At 71.0% G+C, this 25,161-nt stretch carries 21 protein-coding genes; 12 read left to right on the top strand and 9 right to left on the bottom strand.

Annotated elements, in window-relative coordinates:
* Positions 1-4 precede the first annotated feature (4 nt).
* The 6 genes from AB0J58_RS28860 to AB0J58_RS28835 all read right to left on the bottom strand — a co-directional run bounded on the left by AB0J58_RS28860 (position 5) and on the right by AB0J58_RS28835 (position 4,486).
* A complete protein-coding gene (locus AB0J58_RS28860; protein ID WP_343976569.1) occupies positions 5-832 on the bottom strand; it encodes a CoA ester lyase in 828 nt (275 codons plus the stop codon).
* Positions 832-1,992: an acyl-CoA dehydrogenase family protein gene (locus AB0J58_RS28855; protein ID WP_364221323.1), complete on the bottom strand. Its 1,161-nt coding sequence runs from the start codon at positions 1,990-1,992 to the stop codon at positions 832-834. The genes AB0J58_RS28860 and AB0J58_RS28855 overlap by 1 nt, the downstream gene beginning before the upstream one ends.
* A gap of 208 nt (positions 1,993-2,200) precedes the next feature.
* A complete protein-coding gene (locus AB0J58_RS28850) occupies positions 2,201-2,428 on the bottom strand; it encodes a VOC family protein (protein ID WP_364221320.1) in 228 nt (75 codons plus the stop codon).
* Positions 2,429-2,458: 30 nt separating this feature from the next.
* Positions 2,459-3,028, bottom strand: coding sequence for a hypothetical protein (locus AB0J58_RS28845; protein ID WP_364221317.1), 570 nt, complete (start codon positions 3,026-3,028; stop codon positions 2,459-2,461).
* A 403-nt stretch (positions 3,029-3,431) separates the two neighbouring features.
* On the bottom strand, positions 3,432-4,091 hold the full coding sequence (locus tag AB0J58_RS28840; protein ID WP_364221314.1) for a DUF3618 domain-containing protein: 660 nt from the start codon (positions 4,089-4,091) through the stop codon (positions 3,432-3,434).
* Entirely contained in the window at positions 4,088-4,486 is a 399-nt protein-coding gene (locus tag AB0J58_RS28835; protein WP_364147941.1) for a phage holin family protein, read from the bottom strand. Before AB0J58_RS28835 ends, AB0J58_RS28840 begins: the two co-directional genes overlap by 4 nt.
* Positions 4,487-4,852: 366 nt before the next feature.
* Here AB0J58_RS28835 and AB0J58_RS28830 point away from each other — a divergent pair, with 366 nt between their 5' ends.
* Complete coding sequence (locus AB0J58_RS28830) at positions 4,853-6,442, top strand: NERD domain-containing protein kinase family protein (RefSeq protein WP_364221311.1); 1,590 nt, start codon at positions 4,853-4,855, stop codon at positions 6,440-6,442.
* Positions 6,443-6,589: 147 nt separating this feature from the next.
* Here the strand turns inward: AB0J58_RS28830 and AB0J58_RS28825 are convergent, their stop codons facing one another.
* Positions 6,590-7,528 (bottom strand): diacylglycerol kinase family protein, encoded by a 939-nt coding sequence (locus AB0J58_RS28825; protein WP_343976547.1) that lies wholly within the window; start codon positions 7,526-7,528, stop codon positions 6,590-6,592.
* 86 nt (positions 7,529-7,614) lie between these two features.
* Positions 7,615-10,395 (bottom strand): immune inhibitor A domain-containing protein, encoded by a 2,781-nt coding sequence (locus AB0J58_RS28820; protein ID WP_364221308.1) that lies wholly within the window; start codon positions 10,393-10,395, stop codon positions 7,615-7,617.
* 291 nt (positions 10,396-10,686) lie between these two features.
* Here AB0J58_RS28820 and AB0J58_RS28815 point away from each other — a divergent pair, with 291 nt between their 5' ends.
* The 11 genes from AB0J58_RS28815 to AB0J58_RS28765 all read left to right on the top strand — a co-directional run bounded on the left by AB0J58_RS28815 (position 10,687) and on the right by AB0J58_RS28765 (position 24,310).
* Positions 10,687-12,048 carry an FAD-linked oxidase C-terminal domain-containing protein gene (locus AB0J58_RS28815; RefSeq protein ID WP_364221305.1) on the top strand — a complete coding sequence of 454 codons (1,362 nt, stop codon included), beginning with the start codon at positions 10,687-10,689 and terminating at the stop codon, positions 12,046-12,048.
* A 186-nt stretch (positions 12,049-12,234) separates the two neighbouring features.
* The gene (locus AB0J58_RS28810) at positions 12,235-14,130 is read left to right on the top strand and encodes a protein kinase (protein WP_364221302.1); all 1,896 of its coding nucleotides are present in this window, start codon (positions 12,235-12,237) and stop codon (positions 14,128-14,130) included.
* Positions 14,131-14,616: 486 nt separating this feature from the next.
* Complete coding sequence (locus AB0J58_RS28805) at positions 14,617-15,276, top strand: TetR/AcrR family transcriptional regulator (protein WP_364221299.1); 660 nt, start codon at positions 14,617-14,619, stop codon at positions 15,274-15,276.
* Between the two features lie 47 nt (positions 15,277-15,323).
* A complete protein-coding gene (locus tag AB0J58_RS28800; RefSeq protein WP_364221382.1) occupies positions 15,324-16,856 on the top strand; it encodes a carboxyl transferase domain-containing protein in 1,533 nt (510 codons plus the stop codon).
* 8 nt (positions 16,857-16,864) lie between these two features.
* A complete protein-coding gene (locus AB0J58_RS28795) occupies positions 16,865-18,886 on the top strand; it encodes a biotin carboxylase N-terminal domain-containing protein (RefSeq protein ID WP_364221296.1) in 2,022 nt (673 codons plus the stop codon).
* A gap of 58 nt (positions 18,887-18,944) precedes the next feature.
* The gene (locus AB0J58_RS28790; RefSeq protein WP_364221293.1) at positions 18,945-19,757 is read left to right on the top strand and encodes an enoyl-CoA hydratase-related protein; all 813 of its coding nucleotides are present in this window, start codon (positions 18,945-18,947) and stop codon (positions 19,755-19,757) included.
* 34 nt (positions 19,758-19,791) lie between these two features.
* Positions 19,792-21,537, top strand: coding sequence for an acyclic terpene utilization AtuA family protein (locus AB0J58_RS28785; RefSeq protein ID WP_364221290.1), 1,746 nt, complete (start codon positions 19,792-19,794; stop codon positions 21,535-21,537).
* A gap of 103 nt (positions 21,538-21,640) precedes the next feature.
* Positions 21,641-22,666, top strand: coding sequence for a phosphotransferase family protein (locus AB0J58_RS28780; protein WP_364221287.1), 1,026 nt, complete (start codon positions 21,641-21,643; stop codon positions 22,664-22,666).
* Between the two features lie 118 nt (positions 22,667-22,784).
* On the top strand, positions 22,785-23,009 hold the full coding sequence (locus AB0J58_RS28775) for a hypothetical protein (RefSeq protein WP_364221284.1): 225 nt from the start codon (positions 22,785-22,787) through the stop codon (positions 23,007-23,009).
* 112 nt (positions 23,010-23,121) lie between these two features.
* Positions 23,122-23,973, top strand: coding sequence for a helix-turn-helix transcriptional regulator (locus tag AB0J58_RS28770; protein WP_364221281.1), 852 nt, complete (start codon positions 23,122-23,124; stop codon positions 23,971-23,973).
* Positions 23,974-24,040: 67 nt separating this feature from the next.
* A complete protein-coding gene (locus AB0J58_RS28765; RefSeq protein ID WP_343976512.1) occupies positions 24,041-24,310 on the top strand; it encodes a hypothetical protein in 270 nt (89 codons plus the stop codon).
* A 35-nt stretch (positions 24,311-24,345) separates the two neighbouring features.
* Here the strand turns inward: AB0J58_RS28765 and AB0J58_RS28760 are convergent, their stop codons facing one another.
* The gene (locus tag AB0J58_RS28760; protein ID WP_343976509.1) at positions 24,346-24,999 is read right to left on the bottom strand and encodes a TetR/AcrR family transcriptional regulator; all 654 of its coding nucleotides are present in this window, start codon (positions 24,997-24,999) and stop codon (positions 24,346-24,348) included.
* Positions 25,000-25,161: the final 162 nt, after the last annotated feature.

The following is a 25,161-nucleotide window of genomic DNA, read 5'->3' as shown; positions in this document are numbered from 1 at the left end:
CACGTCAGGATAGGAGGCGGCGGGCGGCCCTCACCACCGCCTCGTCGACCATCTGGCCCCTGGCGTCGGTGACGACACCTGATCCGGACGCCTCGAAGCGGGCGATCAGGTCACGAGCCCGGTCGAGCTCTTCCTCCGAAGGGGTGAAGACCTCGTTGACGACGGCCACCTGGGCGGGGTGGATGCAGGCCCTGCCGCGGAAACCGAGGCGTTTCAGGGCGAGGGTGGAGACGCGCAGGGCGTCGAGGTCGCGGAAGTCGGTGCTGACCGGGGCGAGGGGCGGGGCGAGCCGGGCGGCCGCCGAGGCCAGGACGACCTGGGAGCGAGCCCACAGCAGCTCGCGCTCGTCGGGGCCGGTCTCGACCGCGAGGTCGGCGCGCAGATCGGCCTCGCCGATCTGCAGGCGCGAGACACGGGGCGCCCTGGCGATCTCCGGGGCCGCCAGGATCGCGGCGGCGCTCTCCAGCAGGGGGCACACCACGATGGAGCCGCCCGGCAGTCCCTGGGCCGCCTCGGCGGCGGCGAGCACGGCGTCGACGGCCTCCAGTTCGGCGGCCGACTCGGTCTTGGCCACGCAGACCCCGCGCACCCCGGGCAGGGCGACCGCCCGAAGGTCGTCGTGTCCGGCCGCGCCGGGATTGATCCGTACGTAGATCTCGGGGGTGTCGGGGCCGAGCCCGCGCAGCCACGCGGCGACGGCCGCGCGGGCCGCCTCCTTGTGCACGGGCAGGACCGCGTCCTCAAGGTCCACGATCAGGCTGTCGGCTCCCCTGCCGAGCGCCTTGGCGAGTTTTTCGGGCTGGTCACCTGGGACATAAAGGGCAGATCGCATCACCATCCGACCTTAGCGGTACCCGAGATGAGAGATTTCGCGATGACCATCCGCTGGATGTCGTTGGTGCCCTCACCGATGGCCATCAGGGGCGCGTCACGGTAGAGGCGTTCGAGGACGAACTCCTGGGAGTAGCCGTAACCGCCGTGGATCCGCATCGCCTCCATGGTGGTGCGCAGCGCCACCTCGGACGCGAAGTACTTGGCCATCGCGGCCTCGGAGTTCACCGCGCCGTTCTCGGAGCGGACCGCCGCCCAGTAGGTCAGCAGCCGGGCCGCCTGGATGTCGGTCGCCATGTCCGCGAGCTTGAGCTGAATGGCCTGGAAGTCGGAGATCGGCCGGCCGAAGGCGTGGCGCTCGCGCGAGTAGCTCAGCGCGGCGTCGTAGGCGCACTGGGAGACGCCGACGGCACGGGCCGCTATGTTGACCCGGCCGAGTTCCAGGGCGGAGAGCGCCTGCTGCATGCCCCGCCCCTCGACCCCGCCGAGCAGCGCCGAGGCCGGGACCCGCACGTCCTGCAGCACGATCTCACAGGTCTCGGTGCCCTTGTAGCCGAGCTTGGGCAGGTCGCGGCTGACCGTGTAGCCGGGGGTTCCCGCCTCGACCAGGATGATGGACATGCCCCGGTGCGCGGGATCGGTGAGGGAGGTCTTGACCAGCACGGGCATCGGGTCGGCGTGCCGGGCGTTGGTGATCCAGGTCTTGGTGCCGTTGATCACGTAGTGGTCGCCGTCGCGGACGGCCCGCGTCTGGATGCCCTGCAGGTCGGTGCCGGCCGCCGGCTCGGTCAGCGCGATGCCGGTACGGCGGGCACCGGTGGCCAGGTCCGGCAGATAGGCGCTTCTCTGCTCCTCCGTACCATGGGTGGCGATCATCCAGGCGGCCAGGGAGTGCGAGCCGAGCACCCCGGCCACGCCCATCCAGCCGCGGGCGATCTCCTCGAAGACCAGGGCGAACGACACCCGGTCCAGGGCCAGCCCGCCGTACTCCTCGGGGATCGTGATCCCGAACAGCCCCATCCGCTGGAAGCCCTCGACGATCTCCGTGGGGTAGCGGCCGGTCCGCTCCCATTCCGGGGCGACCGGCACGATCTCCTTGTCGACGTACTCCCGCAGGGTCCGGCGGAACAGCTGCTGTTCCTCGTTGAGTTCGAAGTCCATCACGAGGTCCTTTCGGGGAAAGCGGCCCCGCGGGGGTGAGCGGGCCGGTCCTGGCCCGCTGGAGGTACTTCACCAGGTGCCGCAGGGACATGATCTCGCATCGCCCCGGCCGGGGCCACGGACCCCCGTCGGAACTCCCCGGCGACCACGGGAAGGCCCTGCCCGGCACGGCCGCGCCGGGCTTGCCACCGCTCCGGCGGCGGGTGTCTCAGGCCCCGCCCGGGGGCGAAGCCTGGGGCCGGTCCTGATCGTTGAACTCCTCCCCGGCCTGAAGGCCGGAGCACTGGCCCGCATTTCGGTAGACGCCCCCCGGGCCCACCTGGGTGGCGTGGACCTCCTCGTCCTCGAAGCCGGTGTGGTGCTCCAGCCCCAGGACGCGTTCGTACCAGGAACGGCTCCGCGCCAGGCCGCTCACCCAGATCTTGAGGTGGTGCACACCGGTCAGTGCGGCGTCCGACTCGTCCCCTCAGGAGTCCGGCGTCGTGGTGACGGTGGTGACGGTCGCGGTGAAACGGTGGTTGCAGAATCGCGCGCGCGCCTCCCGCCGGCTGAAGCGCCGCTCGGACTCCTTGCGGTCGAGCTCCTCGAAACTGTCGAAACCGAGTCTGGTCACGCCCTTGCCCCCGGTACGGGCGGTGAGGACCACTCTCCCCCGGTGCGGGATGTGGCTGCCCGCGGCACACCAGACACCGTCGGAGTGCTCGCGGCAGCGCAGGACGGCGACCCGCTTGCCGGTGGCGTCGAGCAGCACCGCCCTGCTGGGGCCCCGCCCCGCGGGAAAGCGGCCCCCCACCCAGAAGGTGCCCCAGTAGGGGGCGAAGGACGGGGTCAGGGTCATGGAGTAGTCAAGGGTGTAGGAGACCTGCCCGCCCGGCGCCGCCGGAGACGTGGCCCTGGCCGCCACCTCGATACCGATCAGCGGTTTGGCCTGGCATTTCCTGGCCGCGCTGACACAACTGGCCTGAGCCTGGGGTAGCGGGGAGAGCGCCGCCGCGATGAGCGCGAGGCCTGCGGCGATCCCGAGAGCGTGGCGCATGAGACCTCCCGTGTGTCCCCCGAGAACATGTCCTGCCCGAGAACGCTACATGCGCTCGGCCGCGCATGTGCCTGAGTCCGGATACTTCGCCTTTCACTATGAAAATACGGCCTGGTCGGCGCAGGCCGCTGTGAAGGTCCGGGCGGAGCGAAGGCGGCTCCGCGGGACATCGGCGGCGGGAAGGTCCGGGCAGGCGGAGAGGAGGGGGTCCGCCGCCCGCCCGGAAACGGTCAGATTACCCCGGCAGACCTGAGTTTGGCTCGCCTGAGCGCATGGCTATTGGCCGGATCTCCGGAGATCCGGCGGTTCGCGTCGCCCCGGCGGTCTCGTCAGGGTGGTTCCGAGGGCTTCGGGCCGCCCTCCGTGAGTCGTCGGGGACGGCCCTGCCGGTGTCGCCGGCCGGCTACCGCTTCCTTCCTCTCCGCAGCACCCGGAAGACGACCAGGGCGAACGCGGCCACCGCCGCGATCGTCAGAACGGGGCGCTTGCCCGCCTCGGCCGTGACCTTCTCCGCCGCCTCCTTGATCTCGGCGGGGGTCGCCTCCTTGACCCGGCCGACGACCTCGGGAGTCGCCTCCTTCACCCGTTCGACCATCTCGGTGGCGGTGGTGGCGGTCGCCGCTCTCGCTCTGCGCAGGTCCTCACCCACCTGGGCGGCGGTCTCCTGAAAACGGCCCTTCACATCGGTCTTGTGCACCAGTGCCTCCACAGTGTCGCCAAGTTCGCGGCGGGCGTCCTCGATATCCCGCCGCACGGTTTCCACGTCGTTCTCGTCTTTTTTGATGATCTTGCCGGTCTTCGCCTCGCCGACACCGGTGTCGGCGGTGTCGGCGTAAGGGGTGGCGCCGGCGGCCACGCTCTCCGGAGGCCGGGGCGTGCCGTCGCGCTCGGACTCCGGGACGTCGAGATCCCCGCCGGGCGTGCCGTACGGCTGCTTCGGCGGGATGTTCAGCGACTCCCTCTCCTCCGGCGTTATCGGGGCACCGACCCTTTTCCTTCGGGATCCGGTGATTCCAGCCTCGGCCCGGGGCCGGTCGGGTCCCCCCGGGTCTGTCTCGGTCATCGGTGGGCCCTCTCCTTCACCGCGTAGATGTCGTCCCTGACGCTCTCGATGGTCCGCGCGGGGGTCGGCGGGGCCGCCTCGGCGACCTGGCGCTTGCCGGAGAGCCCGAGCACGCCGGCCAAGGCCAGCAGCACCACGCCCACGACCGCCGCGGCCACCCAGGCGGGCATCACGTACGCGAGAAGCAGGATCACCGCGGCGACCAGAGAGCCTGCCCCGAACAGGGCCACGACTCCCGCCCCGCCGAACAGCCCGGCGCCGATTCCCGCGTGTTTGCCCTTCTCGGTGAGTTCCGCCTTGGCCAGGCGGAGTTCGTCCCTGACCAGACGCGAGACCTGCTCCGACATCTGCCGAATCAGCTCGGACGTCGGCAGTGACTCCTTGGTGTTGACCATGGACTGCCTCCTCCCTTACAGGAAAGGACGCCTACCCTGTCCCACCGCGGCAAACATCGGCCCGGCGGCGATGCTCACGGAAGCCACAGGGGTAACACCGCCCCACCACCACGACCCGCGGGAGCCGCGGCGGGCGAGGAGGACGTTCGGCCTCCCGAGCGGCCGCGATACCCCGCCTGGCACTCGAGATCCGACGGACGCCCGACGTGCCGAACACGCCGATCACGTCTCCCGGCCAGGACTAGGCCATGATCATAGGGAGGCCCGCGTGTCCGAGTGGTGGAAAAGTAAAGGTACGGGCGAAGATGAGCCTCTTGAGATACTGCGTGACACGATGAGCACGATCAGGAAGGCGGCACGCTAGAGATGGCACAGATCGTCGGCGGCGGAAGCCCGGTCAACGACGCCGAGCGACGGGTCATCGCGCACCTGCGAGACAGCGCCCCACCTGACTGGCTGCTGCTGCACAACATCGAGGTGCCCCGCGGCGACGACACCTTCGAGGTGGACGTGATCGTCCTGACCGGCCACTCACTCTGCGTCATCGACGTCAAGGGCACCCGGGGCAGGATCGAGGTCGCGGGGAACCGCTGGTTCCCGCTGCGGCGGGAGGCGTTCGGCTCCCCCGTCGCCAAGCTGCGCGGCAACGGGCGCGCGCTCAAGGGGCTGCTCACCCAGGAGCGGCGCGAGCTGGACCGGGTCTACGTCGACAGCCTGGTGGTGCTCACCGGGGCCGACGCGGAGCTGGTCGACCCGGCCGGCCGCGACTCCCGCCACGTCACCGACCTGGCCGGGCTCGTCGGCACGCTCAGTGACGCCTCCCGCGTCAGGCGCGGCCACACCACGGACACCGCGCCGTACGGCACCGCGATCATCGAGGCGCTCAACGGGAGCGTGCGACGCTCCACGGCGCCGCCGCGTTTCGGCAGCTGGGAGGTGGAGGAACAGCTGGGCGGCGACAACCGGGTCACCGAGTACCGGGCGATCAACGCGACGGTTCCCGGCAGCGAGACGGTCCTGCTGCGCGTCTACCGGGCCGACCCCCTGGCGGAGGAGGAGCCGAGAGCGGCCGAACGACGGCTGATCACCAACGCCTACCAGGCCCTCACCAGGATCCCGGCGCACCCGTGCGTGGTGCGCGCCCGTGACTTCTTCGCCATCGACGACGAGAGCCGGTTCGTACTGGTCCTCGACGACGTGCACGGTCAGGCGCTGCACCTGCACCTCACCGCCTCCCCCCGCACGCTCTCCACCGCCGCCCGGCTGGACGTGGTGGAGGACATGCTGCTGGGCCTGGCCCACGTGCACGCCAACAACGTGATCCACCGGGCGCTCAGTCCCGCGTGCGTGCTGGTGACGGAGAACGGCCGGGCGATGCTCACCGGGTTCGACTACGCCAAGCCCGGCCCCCGCGCGCACACCGTCGCCAACGAGCTGCCCAACGTGCTCGACACCCATTACGCGGCCCCCGAGTGCCAGGCCATGCCCGAGCGGATGACCGCCGCCTCCGACGTGTACGCGGCCGGGGTGATCGCCTTCCAACTGCTGACCGGGGAGCTCCCACCGGCCAATCCCGACGCCGAACCCGCCCCCAGTGAGGCGTCCGCCGAGATCATGGACCTGCTCCGGCGCATGCGCGACCACGCGACGCACAAGCGCCCGGACGCCGCCGAGGCCCTGTCCGACCTGCGGCGGGCGCGGCGCCCCCGCCCGCCGGCCCTCACCGCGCCGGATTCCGGCGCACCGGCCCCCCGTCCCCAGACCCCCGACGCGGCGAACACCGGCGTGGCGGCCCCCGAGCGCCCGGAGCGGCGCGAGCCGCGAGACGCCCACGCGCCCGCGTGGAACGGGGGCGGGCGCCAGGAGAGCCCCCGTGGCGGGAGCGGGCCGGGACAGGAGCCGCTGCTCGACAGGCTCAGGATGAGATTCCGGCGGATCACCGGAAAACAGTCGTGAAGGCGAACCGGGCCCGCGGCGGGGCAGGGGTCAACCCACAGCCCGGCACATGGCCGCCTCCCCCGGTGCGCCGGCGAGGATCGACGACGCTGGGCTGATGGCACGGTCGCGGCGCCGTCCCGGCCTGTTCGCGACGCTCAACGCGGCTCAGGAGTCGACGAAGTCCTCGGGGACCATCACCCGCAGCCCGTTGGGGACGGTGCGGATCGTGATGGGGGTCATCAGGCGGACCTCGCCGTCGACGTCGGCGGCCAGCGGCGGGTCGGTCTCCAGGTGCATCTCGCGCCCCACGACGAATGGACCACCCGCGAGGCTGCGCCAGCGGCCGCTACCGGCCCGGATCATGGTCTCCACCAGCAGGCGCAGACGCTTGCCCGAGCCGAGCTGGTAGGCGACCAGGCGACCGTTGTCGATGCTGATGTCCTTGGCGACCTGCCAGCCGCCGTGGAAGCGGCCGTTGGCGATGTTGAGCTGGTGGGTGAGCAGCTCGTGGCGGCGGCCGTCCACGGTGAGGAAGGCCCGGAAGGGCCGGTGGCCCGGGAGGATCGTCAGTGCCGTGAGCGGGTAGGCCGCGCGGCCGAGAAGGCGTTTCACCCCGTGCCTGACCTTGCCCGCCACCTCCACCGACACCCCGAAGCTGGCCAGGTTGGCGAACTCGCGGTCTCCGGCGATGCCCAGGTCGATGTCCGCGACCTTGCCGGTGCGCAGCACCTCGACGGCTCCGGCGAGGTCGAGGGGGACGCCGAGGCTGCGGACGAAGTTGTTGGTGGTGCCCAGGGGCAGCACGCCGAGGGCGACGTCGCGGTGGGCGACGTGCTTGACGGCGGAGCTGAGCGTGCCGTCGCCGCCACCCACGACGAGCAGGTCGGGCCCCGTGGCCAGGGCCTCCTCCAGGGTGGCGCGCAGCCGCTTGGGATCGACCACCGGGAAGAAGCGGATCGCCCCGAACCCCGCGGCCCGCAGCGCGCGGACCACCTCCGGGTAGTGACGCCGGCCTCGGCGCGAGCGCGTGTTGACGACCACGCAGACCCTGCCCTCGGTCCTGATGGCCTCGGTGTGCTCGGCCTTGCTTCGAAGCTCTCCCACGCTGCCCCTATCCGATCGGGTGTTCGCCCGTTCAAATGGTATGGCCCCGCCGTCGGTGACGGCGGGGCCATACTCCTGCGGGGGGGTTACTCCTTGGGCGGGGTGACCTGAACGATCGCGCCGAGGTTACCCGGCAGCGGGGTGACGAGCTTGAGCTTCACGCCCAGCGCCTTGCCCTCGTCACCGGGGTTTCCGGAGCCGAGGACGTGGCCGCCGCCCATGTCGGTCCCGTACCAGTCGTTGGCGGGGGTGCCGTCGGCGTTGACGACCCGGGTGCTGTACATCTGGTCGCCCTTGGAGGGAACGACCACCGAGGCGTCGAAGTCCCGGTAGTACAGGCTGGTGCCGCGCGCCTCGAAGCCGGGGTACCAGGTCTTGGCGTCGGTGAACTCCGAGACTCCCTTCAGCCCGTCCACCTTGGTGCAGTACGCGCTGAAGGGCTCGTCCGGCCCCTCGATGCAATCGGTGAAGGGGTAGGTCTTGGCGAAGGAGAAGGCGGCGTTCGAGCTCTGCACGCGTCCCGACATGTTCTTGAGCGTGGTGGGATCCTTCGTGGCCGCCACGCCGGTCCGCCGCAGCGGGTCGAAGTGGGAGTCGACCAGGATCAGGCTGCCCTTGGAGCCGATGCTCGGCGCCAGTTCGAGGTTGTTGGCCACCGAGTTGTTGGTGTAGTTCGAGTCGCGGTACCAGACGAGCATGCCGGGGGCGTTGTACTTGACCTTCTCCACCTTCCACGCGCCGTCACGCGAGTAGTTGGTGGTGTAGGTGTACTGCAGGCCCTTGTCGAACCCGTCGAGGTTGCGCCACTCGGCCAGGTAGAAGCGGGAGACCTCCCGCTTGCCGTCGTTGAGGGCCCAACCCTGGCCGTTGGTGTTGTTGAAGCTGCCGCCGGTGGCCGTCCAGCCGTTGAGGCCGCCCTCCAGGTCGTCGCTCCAGACGGTCTGGGCGCCGTTGGTGAGCGCGAAGTCGTCGGCGTGCCAGCCGCGCGGGGTGTAGGCGGCGTCGGTGTTGTAGGTCAGGCGCAGCTTGACGGTCGTGCCCGCGAAGGGGGTGAGGTCGACGTAGTCGTGCCGCCAGCCGTCGGTGTTGCCGGTGAGGCCGTACTTCTTGTCGCCGAACGCGGCGAGGTTCCCGTTGGGGTCGGTGTAGTCGTCGTCGGTGGAGACCAGGGCGCCGCCTTCGGTGTAGACCTTCTGCTGGGTCCAGGTGGCGCCGCCGTCGACGGAGGTCTCGACGAAGCCGAAGTCCCAGTCCTCCTCGATCTCGTAGTTGTTCCAGAGCCAGAACTTCAGGTCGGTCCCCGCGGGCACCTGGACGTCGCGGGCGATCTTGACGTTGGCCCACTCCTGGTCGAGGTTGGACCAGAGCGTCTTGGTGCCGCTGTGCGGCTCGATCATCGTGACCGGCGAGCTGGTCAGGTTCACCCGGACGCCGTCCTCGGTGAGCTTGGGCGTACGCGAGGCCTGGCCGACCGTCACCGCGCGGGCGCGGTCACCGGGGTTGAAGACCTTGGGGTTGGCCCAGCCGAGGATCCACTTGCTCCAGATGCTCATGTGGGTGGGCATCGACTGGAAGATCGGGCCGCTGTGCGATCCGCTGGACATCAGGTCCCAGAAGTCCACCGCGGAGGACGCCTGGCCACTGGTGTCGTAGAGGTCCGGAAGGCCCAGGTCGTGGCCGTACTCGTGGGCGAAGACACCGACGCCGGAGTCCTCGGGCTGCACGATGTAGTTGGAGATCTTCACGTTCTTGCCGGGCACCTGGTAGCCGCCGGCCACCGCGCTGGAGTGCGCCCAGATCGCGTAGGTGCCCTCGGCGCCGCCGTCGGAGGACTTGTCCTTGCCCGCGTGGACCAGGACCAGGTGGTCGATCACGCCGTCGGGCTCGGCGAAGTTCCCGTCGCCGTCGGCGTCACCGACGTCCTCGAGGTCGTAGTCGGCCCACGGGAAGTTCGGGTCGGCGGCGGCCAGGGAGTTCACCGCGTCGATGGCGAGCTGGCCGGCTCCGCGCGGGTTGTCCGGGTGGCCGCTCATGTCCTGTACCGGCTGGCCGCAGGCGCGCGCGCCGTAGTAGGCCTCGGAGTGCGGGACCTTGATCCACGGACTCGCCTGCCCGGTGACCGTGTAGGCGCCCTTGGACATCTCCTCGTACATGTTCTTCATGGTGTGCTTGGAGATGTCTATGCCCTTGCGACCGTCCCGCGGGTCGGTCAGGTCGGTGCGGACACGCTGGGTGATGCCCTCGGTGCTGTAGAGCATCTTGTTGAAGTGGTCGGGGCTGAAGTCCGGCACCCAGAAGCTGTTGTTGTCCTTGTGGGACAGTGTGGCCGGATTGGGGATCTTGTTGTGCAGCGGGCCGTTGAGCCGCGTGCCCGGCGGCTCGGTGACGCACTCGGCCGGGTCCTCGCTGGTCACGCTCGCCGGACGGGAGAACCCGGAGAAGTCGTCGTTCGCCTGGTCGTTGAACTCCACCAGCAGGGTGAGGAGCTTGGCCGTCTTGGGGGTCTTCGCCTTCTTGAAAAGGAGGTCAGCGGGGTTGAGCCCCGTCCGGATCGCCTCCGCCTCGCGGGCGGCCAGCACCCGCGCGGCGACGGGGTTGCCCTCGGAGTACTTCCGGTCGATCTTCCTGGACGGACCGGTCTTGCGCGCCTTGGCCGACGGCACGGCCGGGTCGCCGACCTCCGGCTCGTCCCTGGGCGGCGCGTAGTTGATGTAGTAGTCGGCCGCGGTCGGCTGGTACCGCGCGACCGAGGAGTCGCTCTCGGCCGACGCACCGCCCACGGCCAGTCCCGTGACGGCCAGGCCGAGCACGGGAACAATCGCGAGAAGGCGCCGGGGAGCGCCTCCTCTGCTGAGTCTGCCCGACAACGTGTCCCCTCCCTGCGCCCGGGTTTACCGGGCGCGGACATCTCCGGCGCGCCGGATGAGCGCGCCGAACCGGGACGTTAGACGAGAAGGTAAAGCAAGAGTCAAGGCACCAAATGATGTTGCAAAAATGAAATAAAGTGTCTTTTGCTGAGAATGGTGGTGATTTTCACTACAGTCCGGCTCCATGCCGCCTGGAATCGCCTCCAAAGGCCCTCTGAGGTGCGGAATTGGCGTACGGGGGTTCGGCGTACCGCCGAACGCCCGCCCGGGGCCAGGCCGTACAGTCCACTTGTGACCGCTATCTCCGAACTCGTCGCCGCGCTCGCACCGGAGAAGGTGCTGACGGACTCCGACGTGACCGACTCCTACGCCCGGGACCGAACCTTTCTTGAGCCCGGTAAACCACTGGCCGTGGTGCTCGCGCACACCAGGGACGACGTGGTCGCCGTGATGAGATGGGCCACCCGGCACCGGGTCCCCGTGGTGCCCCGGGGGGCCGGCACCGGCCTGGCCGGCGGGGCGACCGCCGTCGAGGGGTGCGTCGTGCTGGCGCTGCACAGGATGGCGGTCATCAGGGAGCTGTCCCCCGACGACGAGATAGCCGTGGTCGAGCCGGGGGTCATCACCGCCGACCTGGACCGGGCCGCCCGCGAGCACGGGCTGATGTACGCCCCCGACCCCTCCTCCTACGAGATCTCCACCATCGGTGGCAACCTGGCGACCAACGCGGGCGGCCTGCGGTGCGTGAAGTACGGCGTGACCCGCGACTCGGCGCTCGGCCTGGAGGTCGTGCTCGCGGACGGGCGAGTGATCAACACCGGCCGGCGCACCGTGAAGGGCGTGACGGGGTACGACCTGACCGGCCTGTTCGTCGGCTCCGAGGGGACGCTCGGGGTCATCACCGCGGCGACGGTGCGGCTGCGCAGGGCGCCGTCGGTCTACCCGGCGACGATCGCGGCCGAGTTCACCTCCCTCAGGGAGGCCGCCGCCGCCGTCTCCGCGATCATCGCGGCCGGATGCCAGCCGTCCCTGCTGGAGTTGCTCGACCGGAACACGCTCAAGGCCATCGACGACTGGCGGAACATCGGGCTGGAGGAGTCGACCCGGGCGATGCTGATCGCGCAGTCGGACGCGGTGGACGGCCCGGCCGTCTCCGAACGCATGGCCGAACTCTGCACCGCCAACGGCGCGGCCTTCGTGGCGGTGTCGTCGTCGGCGCAGGAGGCCGCGCAGCTGATCGAGGTCCGGCGGATGGCGTACGAGGCCAAGGAGCGGCTGGGCAAGTGCCTGGTGGAGGACGTGTGCGTGCCGCGTTCCCTGCTGCCGGACATGATCGAGAAGATCGAGGCGATCGCGGTCAAGCACGGCGTGCTGATCACCACGGTCGCCCACGCGGGCGACGGCAACCTGCACCCCGTCTTCGTCTTCGACAGGGCCCTGAGCGAACCGCCGCCCGAGGTGTGGGCCGCGGCCGACGAGCTCTTCAGGGAGACCCTGAAGATGGGGGGCACGCTCACCGGCGAGCACGGCGTCGGGTTGCTGAAACAGCGCTGGCTGGCCATGGAGACCGGGCCGATCACCGAGGAGATCCACCGCGGGATCAAACAGGTCTTCGACCCGCTCGGCATCCTCAATCCCGGCAAGGCCATCTGAGCGGATTCCCGCCTTCCCGGATTCCCTCCTACCAGGGAGAGAGGTGGGATCTTCGCGGATTCCCGGCAGGCCGAGCACGGGATTCCGCGGCTCCCCGAATCCTCATGGCCGTTCGCCCCACCTCTCACGCTGGTAGCGTTCTGCTCCACATAAACCATTTTTTCGGGTTTTGTCGGGGGGAATCTGGTGGGACCACTAACAGCAGAGGATCCCCCACGCCTGGGATCGTTCGAGCTGATCGGGCGGATCGGAGAGGGCGGGCAGGGGATCGTCTACCTCGGGCGGGGGCCTGAGGGCGAGCAGGTCGCCGTCAAGCTCCTCCATCACGGACTGGTCAGCGACCCCGAGGCCAGGGCACGCTTCCTGCGCGAGGTGTCGGTCGCGCAACGGGTGGCCCGGTTCTGCACCGCCTCCGTGCTCCACACCGACCTCGCCGGCAGCCGTCCGTACATCGTGAGCGAGTATGTCCCCGGCCCCTCCCTGCGCCAGCTGGTCGACAGCCAGGGGCCACGGCGCGGCGCCTCCCTGGAACGTCTCGCCGTCAGTACCGCCACCGCGCTGTCGGCGATCCACCGCGCGGGCATCCTGCACCGTGATTTCAAGCCCGCCAACGTGCTGATGGGCCCCGAGGGCCCGGTGGTGATCGACTTCGGCATCGCCAGGGCTCTGGACTCTCCGGGGATGACCGCGACCGGGGTGGCGATGGGCACCCCCTCCTATCTCGCGCCCGAGCAGCTCGGGGCGGGCGAGGTGACACCCGCGGCCGACGTGTTCGCCTGGGGCGTCACGATGGTCTTCGCCGCGACCGGCCGGCCCGCGTTCGGCCAGGACTCCATCCCCATCGTGATCAACCGGATTCTGAACGCGGAGCCGGAACTGAGCGCGCTGGAGGGAGAGCTGCGCGAGCTGGTCGCGGCCTGCCTGTCGAAGGACCCGGCGCTGCGCCCCACCGCCGAGCAACTCGTCAACCGCCTGATGGGCACCGCCTCCACCACCCCGGTCCGGCGTCCGGCGCCCCTCCCCGGTCCTGTGCCCGGCCCCGGCCACATGTCCGCGGCGGCCACGCGGCAGAGCGGGCAACGTCAGGACGGACCGCCTCCGGACGGGCCGGGAGGCGCCGCACCGGGACACGGCGGGCCGGGACACAGCGGGCCAGGACACAGCGAGCCGGGACAGGACGAACCCCGGCGGGCCGGGGAGCCGGGTGGGAGGAAGCCGCGCGGACCGGTGGGGCTCCTGCTCACCGGGGTGGCGGTCGTGGCCGCGCTCGGCGTGACCACCGGGACCGTGGTGGCCCTGCGGAACGACGAGAAGGCCGCGATAGCGCGAGCCGGAGCGGCATCCATCGCGGCGGAGGCCCCGGGTCCCGGCTCGACGACCGTTCCCGGCGATCCGCCCACGGCGGGGAAGGAGCCTTCCCTGCCTCCGGAGGACAAGGAACTCCTCACCGGCACGCCTCACCCGTCCCGGCGGATCGCGCGGCCGTCATCCCGGCCGGCCGAGAATCCGAGCCGCGCCGCGGGAGCACCGACGGGGAAGCCGAGCACGCCCCCCTCCCGGGCCTCCAGCCCGGCGGCCACCACCGCCAGGCCCACCCCGCGGGCGGAGCTGCCGGGCTCGGCGGAGCCGAGCGGCGTCGTCAACCCCTCATCGGCTCCCGAGCCGACGTCCAAGCCCACCGCCACCGCGCGACCGACCTCGACGGCCAAGCCCACCGCCACGACCAAGCCGAGTCCGAAGCCCACCCCCCAGAAACCCAATCCCTACACGGCCACCGGCGTCTGCGGCAGCGGCTACAAGGTCGTCAACTCCAAGGCCCTGGGCAGTGTCGCGACGATCTACCTGCTCTACAGCTCCGCCGCGGGTAAGAACTGCGTCGTCACCATGTCCAAACACGTGATCCCCGCCAAGATCTCGATGAACGCGATACTCCAGGTGAAGGGCGGCTCCAGCGGTAGCAACCCCGGCAAGTTCACCGTCTACGCGGGTCCCGTACGCCTGTCCGCGGCCAAGAAGTGCGTCATCTGGGGCGGCACGTACGGGTCGCTGTCGTGGAAGAGCGACTGGAGCCACTGCGGCTGAGGGGCACAGCGGGTCTCACCGCGCCGACCGGTTCCACCATGCTCGACGCGCGGGCCAGCCGGCCCGTACGGTGTCCCCGCGGGGCGGAGCAGGGGGCTCGCCCAGCCCTTTTCCCGGCCGGCCGCGGCCTCGATGGCCGCTCCCGGGCCGGCACCGGCGGCGATACCCACACTGATGCCCGCGGCCGGGTCGAGCGCGACTCACGGGCCGGCGCCGCCGGCGATGCGCGGCGATGCCGAGGGGGAGGCCGTCCGCGGCCTTCGACATGCCGCCTGACGTGTCCTCCATACGCTGCCGCCTCCCCGAACCGGGTGGAAGATGTGCCTTCTGCCTCTGCCCCCATTCCGTATCGGCCGCCCGGAATCCGGGCACGGCTTTCCCTCGGCGCGACTCCGTGAGATCACCGGGACATGGGCCGAACGGCCGCCTTCCCCGATCAGGCTCGGCCCCTGGCGGGAGTACCGGTTGTGGGCTACCGTAACTGACGTGATCGTCAAGTCTGAGACGCTCAGCAGCCGGGGCCGCCGCACGCGGGCGGCGCTCGTCCAGGCCGGACGGGAGATGTTCGAGGAGCGAGGCTACGACGCCGTGCGCGTCGACGACGTCTGTGCGCGCGCCGGCGTCTCGCACGGCACCTTCTACACCTACTTCGGCTCGCGCGAGGAGCTGTTCCGCGAGGTGGCGGCCACCGTGGTGGGCGAGATGTTCACCGCCAGCGTGGTCGGGCCCGCCGCTCCCGACGACCCGTACGCCCGCATCGAGGCCGCCAACCTGCTCTACCTGCGCGCCTGGGCGGCCAACTCCCGGTTGGTGAGGATGCTGGAGCAGGTCGCGATCGCCGACGAGGGGTTCCGCGGCCTGCTGCTCGAGTTGCGCGAGGTCTTCGTGCGGCGCGGCGCGGAGGGGCTGCGGCGCCTGCAGGAGCAGGGCCTGGCCGATCCGTCGCTGGACCCCCGGCTGACCGCCGTGATGCTGGGCGGGATGGTCGAGCACTTCGCCCACGTCTGGCTCGACCTCGGCGAGCACGCCGACGAGCGGACCGCCGTCGTCATGCTCTCCACGCTCTGGGCCCGGGCCATCGGCCTGACGCCCGCGAGCCAAGGCAGCAACATGACGCCGACGTCAATCAAGGAGGCGGATTCGTGAGCCGGCTGGACACCTCCGGTGACGACTACCTGGCCCGGCGCGAGGCGATGCTCGCCAAGCTGGCCGAGCTCGACGCCGAGCAGGCCAGAGCGGTGGCCGGCGGCGGCGAGAAGTACGTCGACCGGCACCGCGCGCGGGGCAGGCTGCTGGCCAGGGAGCGGATCGAGCTGCTCGTCGATCCCGACTCGGCGTTCCTGGAGCTCTCACCGCTGGCGGGCTGGGGCAGCGACTTCCCCGTGGGGGCGAGCGTGGTCACCGGGATCGGAGTGGTCGAAGGCGTCGAGTGCGTGCTCGTCGCCAACGACCCGACGGTGCGGGGCGGCTCGTCCAACCCGTGGACGCTGCGCAAGACGCTCAGGGCGGCCGACATCGCCTTCGAGAACCGGCTCCCGCTGATCAATCTGGTGGAGTCCGGCGGGGCCGACCTGCCGACCCAGAAGGAGATCTTCATCCCCGGCGGCCGAATCTTCCGCGACCTGACCCGCCTGTCGGCGGCCGGGATCCCCACGATCGCCCTGGTCTTCGGCAACTCCACCGCCGGCGGGGCGTACGTACCGGGGATGAGCGACCACGTGGTCATGGTCAAGAAGGGCGCGAAGGTCTTCCTCGGCGGGCCCCCGCTGGTCAGGATGGCCACCGGGGAGGAGTCCGACGACGAGTCGCTGGGCGGCGCCGAGATGCACGCCCGGATCAGCGGGCTGGCCGACTATCTGGCCGCCGACGAGCATGACGCGCTGCGGATCGGGCGGCAGATCGTCAGGGGCCTGAACCGGCGAAGGCTCGGCGCCTCCGCCGGGACCGTGCGTGAACCGCTGTACGACGAGGACGAGCTGCTGGGCATCGTGCCCGAGGACCTGAAGATCCCGTTCGACCCGCGCGAGGTGATCGCGCGGATCGTGGACGGCAGCGAGTTCGACGAGTTCAAACCCCTGTACGGCGGGAGCCTGGTGACCGGGTGGGCCCGCCTGCACGGCTATCCGATCGGGATACTGGCCAATGCCCGGGGGGTGTTGTTCAGCGAGGAGGCGCAGAAGGCCGCGCAGTTCATCCAGCTCGCCGACCAGGCCCGCACACCGCTGGTCTTCCTGCAGAACACCACCGGCTACATGGTCGGCAAGGACTACGAGCAGGGCGGCATCATCAAGCACGGCGCCATGATGATCAACGCGGTGTCCAACTCGACGGTCCCGCACCTCACGATCGTCATGGGCGCCTCGTACGGAGCGGGCAACTACGGCATGTGCGGCCGGGCCTACGACCCTCGTTTCCTGTTCTCCTGGCCCAGCGCGAAGTCCGCGGTGATGGGGCCCGCCCAGCTCGCCGGGGTGCTGTCCATCGTCGGCAGGGCCGCGGCCCAGGCCCGGGGGCAGATCTACGACGAGGAAGGCGACGCGGCGATGCGCCGGATGGTCGAGGCGCAGATCGAGGCCGAGTCGCTGCCCTTCTTCCTCTCCGGCCGCCTCTACGACGACGGGGTGATCGACCCCCGCGACACCCGGACGGTCCTGGGCCTGTGCCTGTCCGCCGTACACAACGCCCCCGCCCCGGAGCCCGCGGGCTTCGGCGTCTTCCGGATGTGATCATGCCCGTGACCGCCTCGCCGATCCGCCGCCTGCTCGTCGCGAACCGGGGTGAGATCGCCCGCCGCGTCTTCCGTACCTGCCGAGACCTCGGCATCGAGACCGTCGCGGTCTTCTCCGACGCCGACGCCGACGCCCCGCACGTGGCCGAGGCGGACCACGCGGTGCGGCTCGGCGGTGTCAGACCCGCCGACACCTACCTGTCGACGGAGAAGATCATCGACGCGGCCCGCAGATCGGGGGCGGACGCGGTCCATCCCGGCTACGGCTTCCTGTCGGAGAACGCCGCCTTCGCGCGGGCCGTGCCGGACGCGGGCCTGACCTGGGTCGGCCCGCCGGCCGAGGCCGTCGCCGCGATGGGCTCCAAGATCGAGGCCAAGGAGCTGATGGCGGCCGCGGGGGTCCCGGTGCTGCCGGGATTCACCACGGGGCCCGGCCACTCGGCGGACGACCTGGAACGGGACCTGGAGGCCGTGTTCACCTCGATGGGCGGTCCCCTTCCCCTGCTGGTAAAGGCGTCGGCCGGGGGCGGCGGGCGCGGGATGCGCGTCGTGCGGCTGACCGGCGACCTGCCGGAGGCGGTCGAGTCGGCGCGCGCCGAGGCCGCGTCCGCGTTCGGGGACGGCACCGTGTTCGTCGAGCCCCTGCTGGAGGGCGCCCGGCACATCGAGGTGCAGATCCTGGCCGACGGGCACGGGACGGTGTGGGCGCTGGGCGAGCGGGAGTGCTCGATCCAGCGGCGGCACCAGAAGGTGATCGAGGAGACCCCCTCCCCGGCGATCTCCCCGGCGGCGCGGGCGCGGCTGCGCGACGCGGCGGTCACGGCCGCGCGGGTCATCGACTACGTCGGCGCCGGAACCGTCGAGTTCCTCGTCAGGGGCGACACGGTCGCCTTCCTGGAGATGAACACCCGCCTGCAGGTGGAGCACCCGGTGACCGAGTGCGTCTACGGTGTCGACCTCGTCGAGTTGCAGCTGCGGATCGCCGAGGGCGCCCGGCTGCCCGCGGCGCCGCCCGAGCCGTCCGGGCACGCCGTCGAGGCTCGCCTGTACGCCGAGGACCCGGCCCGCGACTGGCTCCCGCAGAGCGGCACCCTGCACCGCCTGGAGATCCCCGGCGTGGACTCCCGCTTCGCGCCCGCGCCCGGCGGGCGGCACGGGCTGCGGCTGGACTCCGGCGTCGAGGACGGCTCGGCGGTCGGGGTGCACTATGACCCGATGCTCGCCAAGGTCATCTCCTACGGCGCGAGTCGCTCCGACGCCGTGCGGAGGCTGGCCTTCGCGCTGGCGGGCGCGCGGATCCACGGCCCCGTCACCAACCGGGACCTGCTGGTCGAGGTCCTGCGCCATCCGGCGTTCCTCGCCGGGGAGACCCATACGGGTTTCCTGACCGAGCACGGCCTCACCGGGCCGGCGTCCGGACGGCGGGCCCCCGGAGCCGAGCCGGGGGCCGTGCGCCTGTCCGCCCTCGCCGCCGCGCTCGCGCGGGCGTCGGCCAACCGCGCGGCGGCGACGGTGCAGGCGGGACTGCCGAGCGGATGGCGCAACGTGGTGTCACAGCCGCAGCGCACCGCGTTCGCGGAGGCGGAGATCTCCTATCGGATCACCAGGGACGGCCTGCGCGCCGAGGGGTTCCCCGATACCGTCCTGGTCGGCGCGACGCCCTCGCTGGTCGTACTGGAGACCTCGGGCGTGCGGCACAGGTTCGCGGTGGCCCGCTACGACGGCGTGACGCACGTGGACTCCCCGCTCGGTTCCGTGCGGCTCACCCCGCTGGAGCGCCTGCCCGCACCGGTGGAGCAGGTGCCGCCCGGCTCCCTGCTGGCCCCCATGCCCGGCACCGTGCTGCGGATCGACGTCAAACCCGGCGAGAGCGTCGGGCAAGGACAGGTGGTCGTGGTGCTCGAAGCCATGAAGATGGAGCACCGGATCACCGCCCCCGCGCCGGGCACGGTGGCGGCGGTGAACGTGACGCCGGGCCGCCAGGTCGAGGCCGGGTTCGTGCTGGTCGTGATCGAGGGGCAGACTTGATCCCCTCCCCGGGCTCTCCGGAGCCGGAGTACGGGGTCTTGCGGCTGGAAGGATTCAGATGAGAACCGATGGGGGTTGGCCGGTGGAGCGCCTGGTGCACGGGGAGGTGTCCGGGGGGGTGGCGACGATCACCCTCGACTCCCCCCGCAACCGCAACGCCCTGTCGGTGCGGTTGCTGGGCGACCTGGAGGACCGGCTCGACTGGGCGCTGGCCGAGGAGAGCGTCCGGGTGATCGTGCTCACCGGGACCGGGCCGGTGTTCTGCTCGGGCGCCGACTTGAAGGAGCAGCGGGTGACCCCCCGCGGCGCGCACGAGGCGCCGGTGACCGCGTCGTTTCCGGAGATCATGAGCCTGATCTGGGAGAGCCCGAAGCCGGTCGTGTGCAGGCTGAACGGCACCGCGAGGGCCGGGGGGCTCGGTCTGGTGGCGGCCTGCGACTTCGCGATCGCCCCCGACTCGGCGTCGTTCGCCTTCAGCGAGGTGCGGCTCGGCGTGGTGCCCGCGATGATCTCGGTGACCGTGCTGCGGCGGCTCGACCCGCGCGCCGCCGCCGAGTACCTGCTCACCGGGGAGACGTTCGACGCCGCCCGCGCCAGGGAGATCGGGCTGCTCACCCGCGCCGTGCCCGAGGAGGAGCTGGACGCGACCGTCGCCCACTACACCGGCATGCTGCTGCGCGGCGGCCCCGAGTCGCTCGCTCTCACCAAGCAGCTCGTGCGGACCGTGCCCGAGCTGAGTGTCGAGGAGGGCATGCGCCAGATGGCCGAGCTGTCCGCCCGGCGCTTCACCTCCGCCGAGGGGCAGGAGGGGATCGCCGCCTTCATGGAGAAGCGGCCCGCGTCCTGGATCCCCGCCCCCGAGGTGGGCTGACACCGCCTGCCGGACACCCGCCCGAGGAGATCCGATGTTGCGTATCGCCAACTGCTCCGGCTTCTACGGCGACCGGCTGTCGGCCGCCAGGGAGATGGTGGAGGGCGGCCCGATCGACGTGCTCACCGGCGACTGGCTCGCCGAGCTGACCATGCTGATCCTGGCCGGGAACCGGCTCAGGGGCCGCCCCGGCTACGCGCCGACCTTCCTCAAGCAGCTGGAGGAGGTCCTCGGGACCTGCCTGGAGCGTGGCATCAGGATCGTCTCCAACGCGGGCGGGCTGGATCCCGCCGGGTGCGCCGGGGCGGTGACCGAGCTGGCGGCGCGCCTCGGGCTGCCGGCGCGGGTCGCCCACGTCACCGGTGACGACCTCACCGGCCACGACCTGGGCGGAGCGCCGAACGCCGACACCGGCGAGCCGCTGCCCGCGCCCGCTTTGACCGCCAACGCCTACCTGGGGGGCCGCCCGATCGCCGCCGCCCTGTCCGCCGGGGCGGACGTGGTGGTGACCGGCCGCGTCACGGACGCGGCCCTGGTCACGGGGCCGGGAATCTGGCGGTACGGATGGGGGCCCGGCGATCTCGACGCGCTGGCCGGCTCCGTGGTCGCCGGGCACGTCATCGAGTGCGGCTGCCAGGCGACCGGCGGTAACTACGCGTTCTTCGACGAGGTGCCCGACCTGGCGCACTGCGGGTTTCCGCTGGTGGAGCTGGAGGCGGACGGCTCCAGCGTGGTCACCAAGCACCCCGGGACCGGGGGGCTGGTCTCGGTCGGCACGGTCACCGCGCAGCTGCTGTACGAGATCGCCTCCCCCCGCTATCTCGGCCCCGACGTGGTCGCGCGCTTCGACACGATCCGGCTGGAGCAGCAGGGCCCCGACCGGGTCCGCGTCTGGGGGGTGCGCGGCGAGGCCCCGCCCAGCACGCTCAAGGTCGCCGTCAACTACCTGGCGGGCTACCGCAACACCATGACACTCGTGCTGACCGGCCTGGACGTCGAGGCCAAGGCCAGGCTCGCCCAGGAGGCCATCTGGGCCCGGGTGCCGAGGGAGTCGTTCGACGAGGTCCACGTCGAGCTCACCCCGCTGGCGGGCACCGCCCTGCTGCGCGTCACCGTGATGGACGCCGACCGGCGCAGGGCCGGACGCGCCTTCTCCTCGGCCGTGGTCGAGACCGGCCTGGCGAGCTACCCCGGCTTCTACGGGCTGACCCCTCCCGGTGACGCCTCGCCGTACGGGGTCTACTGGCCCACCCTCGTCCCGGCGAAGGCGGTGCGGGCCCGCGTCTGGCTCGACGGCCACGAGCTCCCCACCGCACCGGACGCGTCGGGGGACGGCGGCCGGGAGCGGTCCGGGCAGGCGCCCTCTCCCCCGGTCACGCGCCCCGGAGCGCCGGAGGAGGCCGCGCCGGGCGGCCCGGGCGGCTCGTGGGGCGCGGACGGCGACGGCGGGACGGTGCGGGCCGCGCTGGGCTCGATCGTGGGTGCCCGGTCCGGCGACAAGGGCGGCAACGCCAACCTGGGGGTCTGGGTCCGCACCCCCGAGCAGTTCGGCTGGCTGGAGGACCACCTGACGGTCGAGCGCCTGGCCGAGCTCCTGCCCTGCACCGCGGAACTGAACGTCGAGCGCTTCGAGCTGCCCAACCTGCTCGCCCTCAACTTCGTCGTCCACGGCCTCCTCGGCCGGGGCGTGGCCGCCAGCCCTCGCCTCGACGCCCAGGCCAAGGCCCTCGGCGAGGAACTCCGCGCCGTACTCACCGACATCCCGCGGCGCCTGCTGTGATCCCCCGATAGTAACGGCCGTCGCGGTGCGGACGGTATTGACCGTCGCGGGCGGGGATCATAGATTCACCCTGACTAGAATATAATTCGGTCAAGGAGGGTGCATGGTGGCCACGCACATCGACGTCAACGTGATCGACTTCGGCGTGCTCGGTGCGTGGATGGACGCGCAGGGGCTGCCCCGCGGGCCGTTCGAGCGGGTCGCGCCGGTGGCGGGCGGAACGCAGAACGTCATGGTCCGCTTCGAGCGGGGTGGATCTCGGTACGTGCTGCGCAGGCCGCCGCTGCACCCGCGCGCCAGGAGCAACGAGGTGCTCCGCCGGGAGGCGAGGGTGCTGGCCGTGCTGCGCGACACGCCGGTGGCGGCGCCGCGCCTCGTCGCGGCCTGTACCGACGAGAGCGTCATGGGCGCGGTCTTCTACCTGATGGAACCGGTCCAGGGTTTCAACCCCACGGTCGGGCTGCCCGAGCCGCACGCGAGCGATCCCGCGATCCGGCATCGGATGGGCCTGGAGGCGGCCTCGGCACTGGCCGACCTCGGGCGGGTGGACCACGGCGTGCTCGACGGGTTCGGCCGCCCCGAGGGGTTTCTGGAGCGGCAGGTACCGCGCTGGATGGGCGAACTGGACGGCTACGGGGCCCTGGACGGATATCCGGGACCCGACATCCCCGGACTGGCGGAGACGGCCGACTGGCTGGAGCGCAACCGGCCGAAGGAGTTCACTCCGGGGATCATGCACGGCGACTACCACCTGGCCAACCTCATGTTCGCCTGCGACGGGCCCAGGGTGGCCGCGATCGTCGACTGGGAGATGTGCACGGTGGGCGACCCGCTGCTGGACCTGGGGTGGCTGCTGGCGACCTGGCCGACCTCCGACGGCGTGGGCGTGATCTCCGGCGGCGTCACCGGGCTGGCCCCGGCCGCCGAGCTCGTCGAGTGCTACGCGGCCCTGTCCGACCGCGACCTGTCCGCCGTCGACTGGTACGCGGTGCTGGCCTGCTTCAAGCTCGGCATCGTGCTGGAGGGTACGCACGCTCGCGCGTGCGCGGGCAAGGCGCCCAGGGAACTCGGGGACCTGCTCCACGCGACCACGCTGAACCTGTTCGCCCGCGCCCGCACGTTCATGTGACATAAGACGAAATAAGTGGAATGTGCGTTATCTAGTGCTTGAAACCTTCATGCAACCTTCCAAACTCTAGGATTGCTCGCAATTGCTCCAAGAGTGTTGCTCGGGGAAGGATTCAGTCATGCGCCTCCGGTTCCTTGGTTCCACCTCCGAAGCGGGCGCCTGCCCCTCCCTCTACGAGACCGATCGCGGGACCGTCGTGGTGCAGGGCCTTCGGGTGACCGACGCGGAGGCGCTGGCCGACCTGCGCCACGTCCTGGAGGGGGAGACCGTCGTCGAGGTGCCCCGCGAGTTGCTCGTGGACATCGCGCGCCGAGTACTTTCTGTAAATATTGGTCACGATTAGGAGTGCTCTCTGGCTTGATCCACATGCTCGGGTCTAGCGTCGTGCGCACCACGCGGGGGGTGACGTGAACCCGCGGGAGGAGCAGGCGGGCGAGAGCGGCCAGGGAGATCGTGTGGGCGGGTTCCAACAGGCCAGAACCGAACTCGGCGCGCGGTTACGGCACCTGCGGGAGACCGCCCACCTGTCGGGCAAGGAACTGGCCGAGCGGCTGAGGTGGCAGGCCTCCAAGGTCTCCCGGATCGAGAACGCCCGCCAGACCGTCACCGAGGACGACATCGTCCAGTGGGCGCGGGCCACAGACGCCTCCCCCGAGGTGGTCGAGGAGCTGGTGGAGCAGGTGCTGGGGCTCCCGGATCGCCAGGACTCCTGGCGGCAGCGGCACCGCGGCGGACTGGCCGCCCTGCAGGAGGACGTCCTCGACATGGAGGCACGGACCACGCTGCTGCGGGTGTTCGAGCCCGGCGTGGTCATCGGCCTGCTGCAGACCACCGAGTACGCCCGGAGCATCTTCACCCGGATCAAGCGCCTCTACCGGTCCCCCGACGAGATCGACGCGGCCATCCGGGTCCGCATGCGGCGTCAGGACATCCTCTACGACCAGAGCAGGCGGTTCAGGTTCGTCCTGCCCGAGGCGGTGCTGCGCTACCGGCTGGCCCCGCTGGACGTGATGCGCGGGCAGCTCGACCGGTTACTGGCGGTGACCGCGCTGCCGAACGTGGAGTTCGGCGTGATCCCCTTCGAGGCCCCCCTGCCCTCGGCGCCGCTCAACGGTTTCTGGATGTACGACGACGCCCATGTCACGGTGCCGACCAGGACGAGGGACCTGCTTCTCCGCGACCCGGACGACGTCGCCTTCTACGCGCGGACCTTCGAGGAACTCTGCGAGGTCGCGGCCTTCGGGGAGGACGCCAGATCGGTGATCGTCCGAGTACTCAACGATTTCTCCGGGCAGTCAAGGGACTAAACACCGCAATTGCTTGATTAGCATCCCAAGATCGTGCAATTCTCTGTCGAGACGGAGGTGACGCACGATGCTGGACACGCTGTCTTGTCTGGAGAGGTTCGTTGCTGCGATACGGCTGCACGCCGACCTCTCCGTACAGCGGATCTCGTTCGGTGATCCCGCGTACGTGTACGTCCGCAACCGTTTCAGCAGCACCCTGGCCGAGACCGTGACCTGCTCCCAGGACGGCCGTTTCATCACCTCGTGGGGTTACCGGCTCGGCACCAGCGAGAACATCGACGGTGCCGCGGCGCGACTGGCCTTCCTCCTCGCGGCCCTGCCCACCCCCCAGGTCTGACCCGGCGGCCCCGGGATCTCCCCGTCCGCCCGCCGCTACGGAGCCTCGGCCGGCTCGTCGGGAAAGTCCGAGAGGCGCAGGCCGACCTCCCTGGCGGCGGCGACCCTGGCGTGATGGAGCATCCGGCTCCGCGACATGTTGCCGGTGTGCAGGGTGTACCGGACCACGAGGCCGTCGAGCATGCCGTCGATCCGCTCGGCCGAGCCCAGGGGGTCGTCGCAGGTGAACTCGCCCGAGGCCACGCCGGCGGAGATCACCTGGCTGAGGATCTCGATCCAGGCGCCCTCGAGCTCCAGCAGGATGGTGCGGACGTGCTCCTCGCGCACTCCCACGGCCCAGGCGTCGACCCAGAGGATCCAGCTCTGGTCGGAGCGGGAGGCCGGGATGTAGAAGCGCAGGACACGGTCGAGGAGCTGGACGGCGGTGCCGGGGCCCGCGACGATCTCCTTCAGCCGCTGGATCTCCGAGTCGCTGGTGCTGCGGAGCATCTCGGTGATGAGATCGTCCTTGGTGGCGAAGTGGTAGTGGATCAGGCCACCGCTCACGTTCGTCGCCTTGGCGATGTCGGCGACACGGGTGCTGGCCAGCCCGCGCTCGAGCACGACCCGCCTGGCGGCCTCAAGGAGCTCCGCTCGGCGCTGGTCGGCCTGGTCGGCGCGGCTGCTGCGCGCTCCTCCTCCGCTGTGCACGGCGCAAGACTACAGCAGCGCGGGCACACCGCCTCCATACTACTGATTGGTCGATCAGTCAATGATGTTCAGGCATCCGGCACCGTGAAGAGGCCCGCTACCAAACGCCTGGTGGCGGGCCTCTTCGCGTGGACGTCTCCGGGTCGCCTAAACGGAGAAGCT

Source organism: Streptosporangium sp. NPDC049644, assembly GCF_040675205.1.
GTDB classification, from domain to species: Bacteria; Actinomycetota; Actinomycetes; order Streptosporangiales; family Streptosporangiaceae; genus Streptosporangium; species Streptosporangium fukuiense.
Note: the sequence above shows the minus strand (reverse complement) of the source record. Positions and strands in the feature narration are given on the sequence as shown.

What these genes read in the sequence shown, in the direction of transcription:
- AB0J58_RS28860 (WP_343976569.1), bottom strand. Translation starts at nt 832, where the DNA reads ATGCGATCTGCCCTTTATGTCCCAGGTGACCAGCCCGAAAAACTCGCC.
- AB0J58_RS28855 (WP_364221323.1), bottom strand. Translation starts at nt 1,992, where the DNA reads ATGGACTTCGAACTCAACGAGGAACAGCAGCTGTTCCGCCGGACCCTG.
- AB0J58_RS28845 (WP_364221317.1), bottom strand. Translation starts at nt 3,028, where the DNA reads ATGCGCCACGCTCTCGGGATCGCCGCAGGCCTCGCGCTCATCGCGGCG.
- AB0J58_RS28840 (WP_364221314.1), bottom strand. Translation starts at nt 4,091, where the DNA reads ATGACCGAGACAGACCCGGGGGGACCCGACCGGCCCCGGGCCGAGGCT.
- AB0J58_RS28835 (WP_364147941.1), bottom strand. Translation starts at nt 4,486, where the DNA reads ATGGTCAACACCAAGGAGTCACTGCCGACGTCCGAGCTGATTCGGCAG.
- AB0J58_RS28830 (WP_364221311.1), top strand. Translation starts at nt 4,853, where the DNA reads ATGGCACAGATCGTCGGCGGCGGAAGCCCGGTCAACGACGCCGAGCGA.
- AB0J58_RS28800 (WP_364221382.1), top strand. Translation starts at nt 15,324, where the DNA reads ATGCTCGCCAAGCTGGCCGAGCTCGACGCCGAGCAGGCCAGAGCGGTG.
- AB0J58_RS28790 (WP_364221293.1), top strand. Translation starts at nt 18,945, where the DNA reads ATGAGAACCGATGGGGGTTGGCCGGTGGAGCGCCTGGTGCACGGGGAG.
- AB0J58_RS28785 (WP_364221290.1), top strand. Translation starts at nt 19,792, where the DNA reads ATGTTGCGTATCGCCAACTGCTCCGGCTTCTACGGCGACCGGCTGTCG.
- AB0J58_RS28780 (WP_364221287.1), top strand. Translation starts at nt 21,641, where the DNA reads ATGGTGGCCACGCACATCGACGTCAACGTGATCGACTTCGGCGTGCTC.
- AB0J58_RS28775 (WP_364221284.1), top strand. Translation starts at nt 22,785, where the DNA reads ATGCGCCTCCGGTTCCTTGGTTCCACCTCCGAAGCGGGCGCCTGCCCC.
- AB0J58_RS28765 (WP_343976512.1), top strand. Translation starts at nt 24,041, where the DNA reads ATGCTGGACACGCTGTCTTGTCTGGAGAGGTTCGTTGCTGCGATACGG.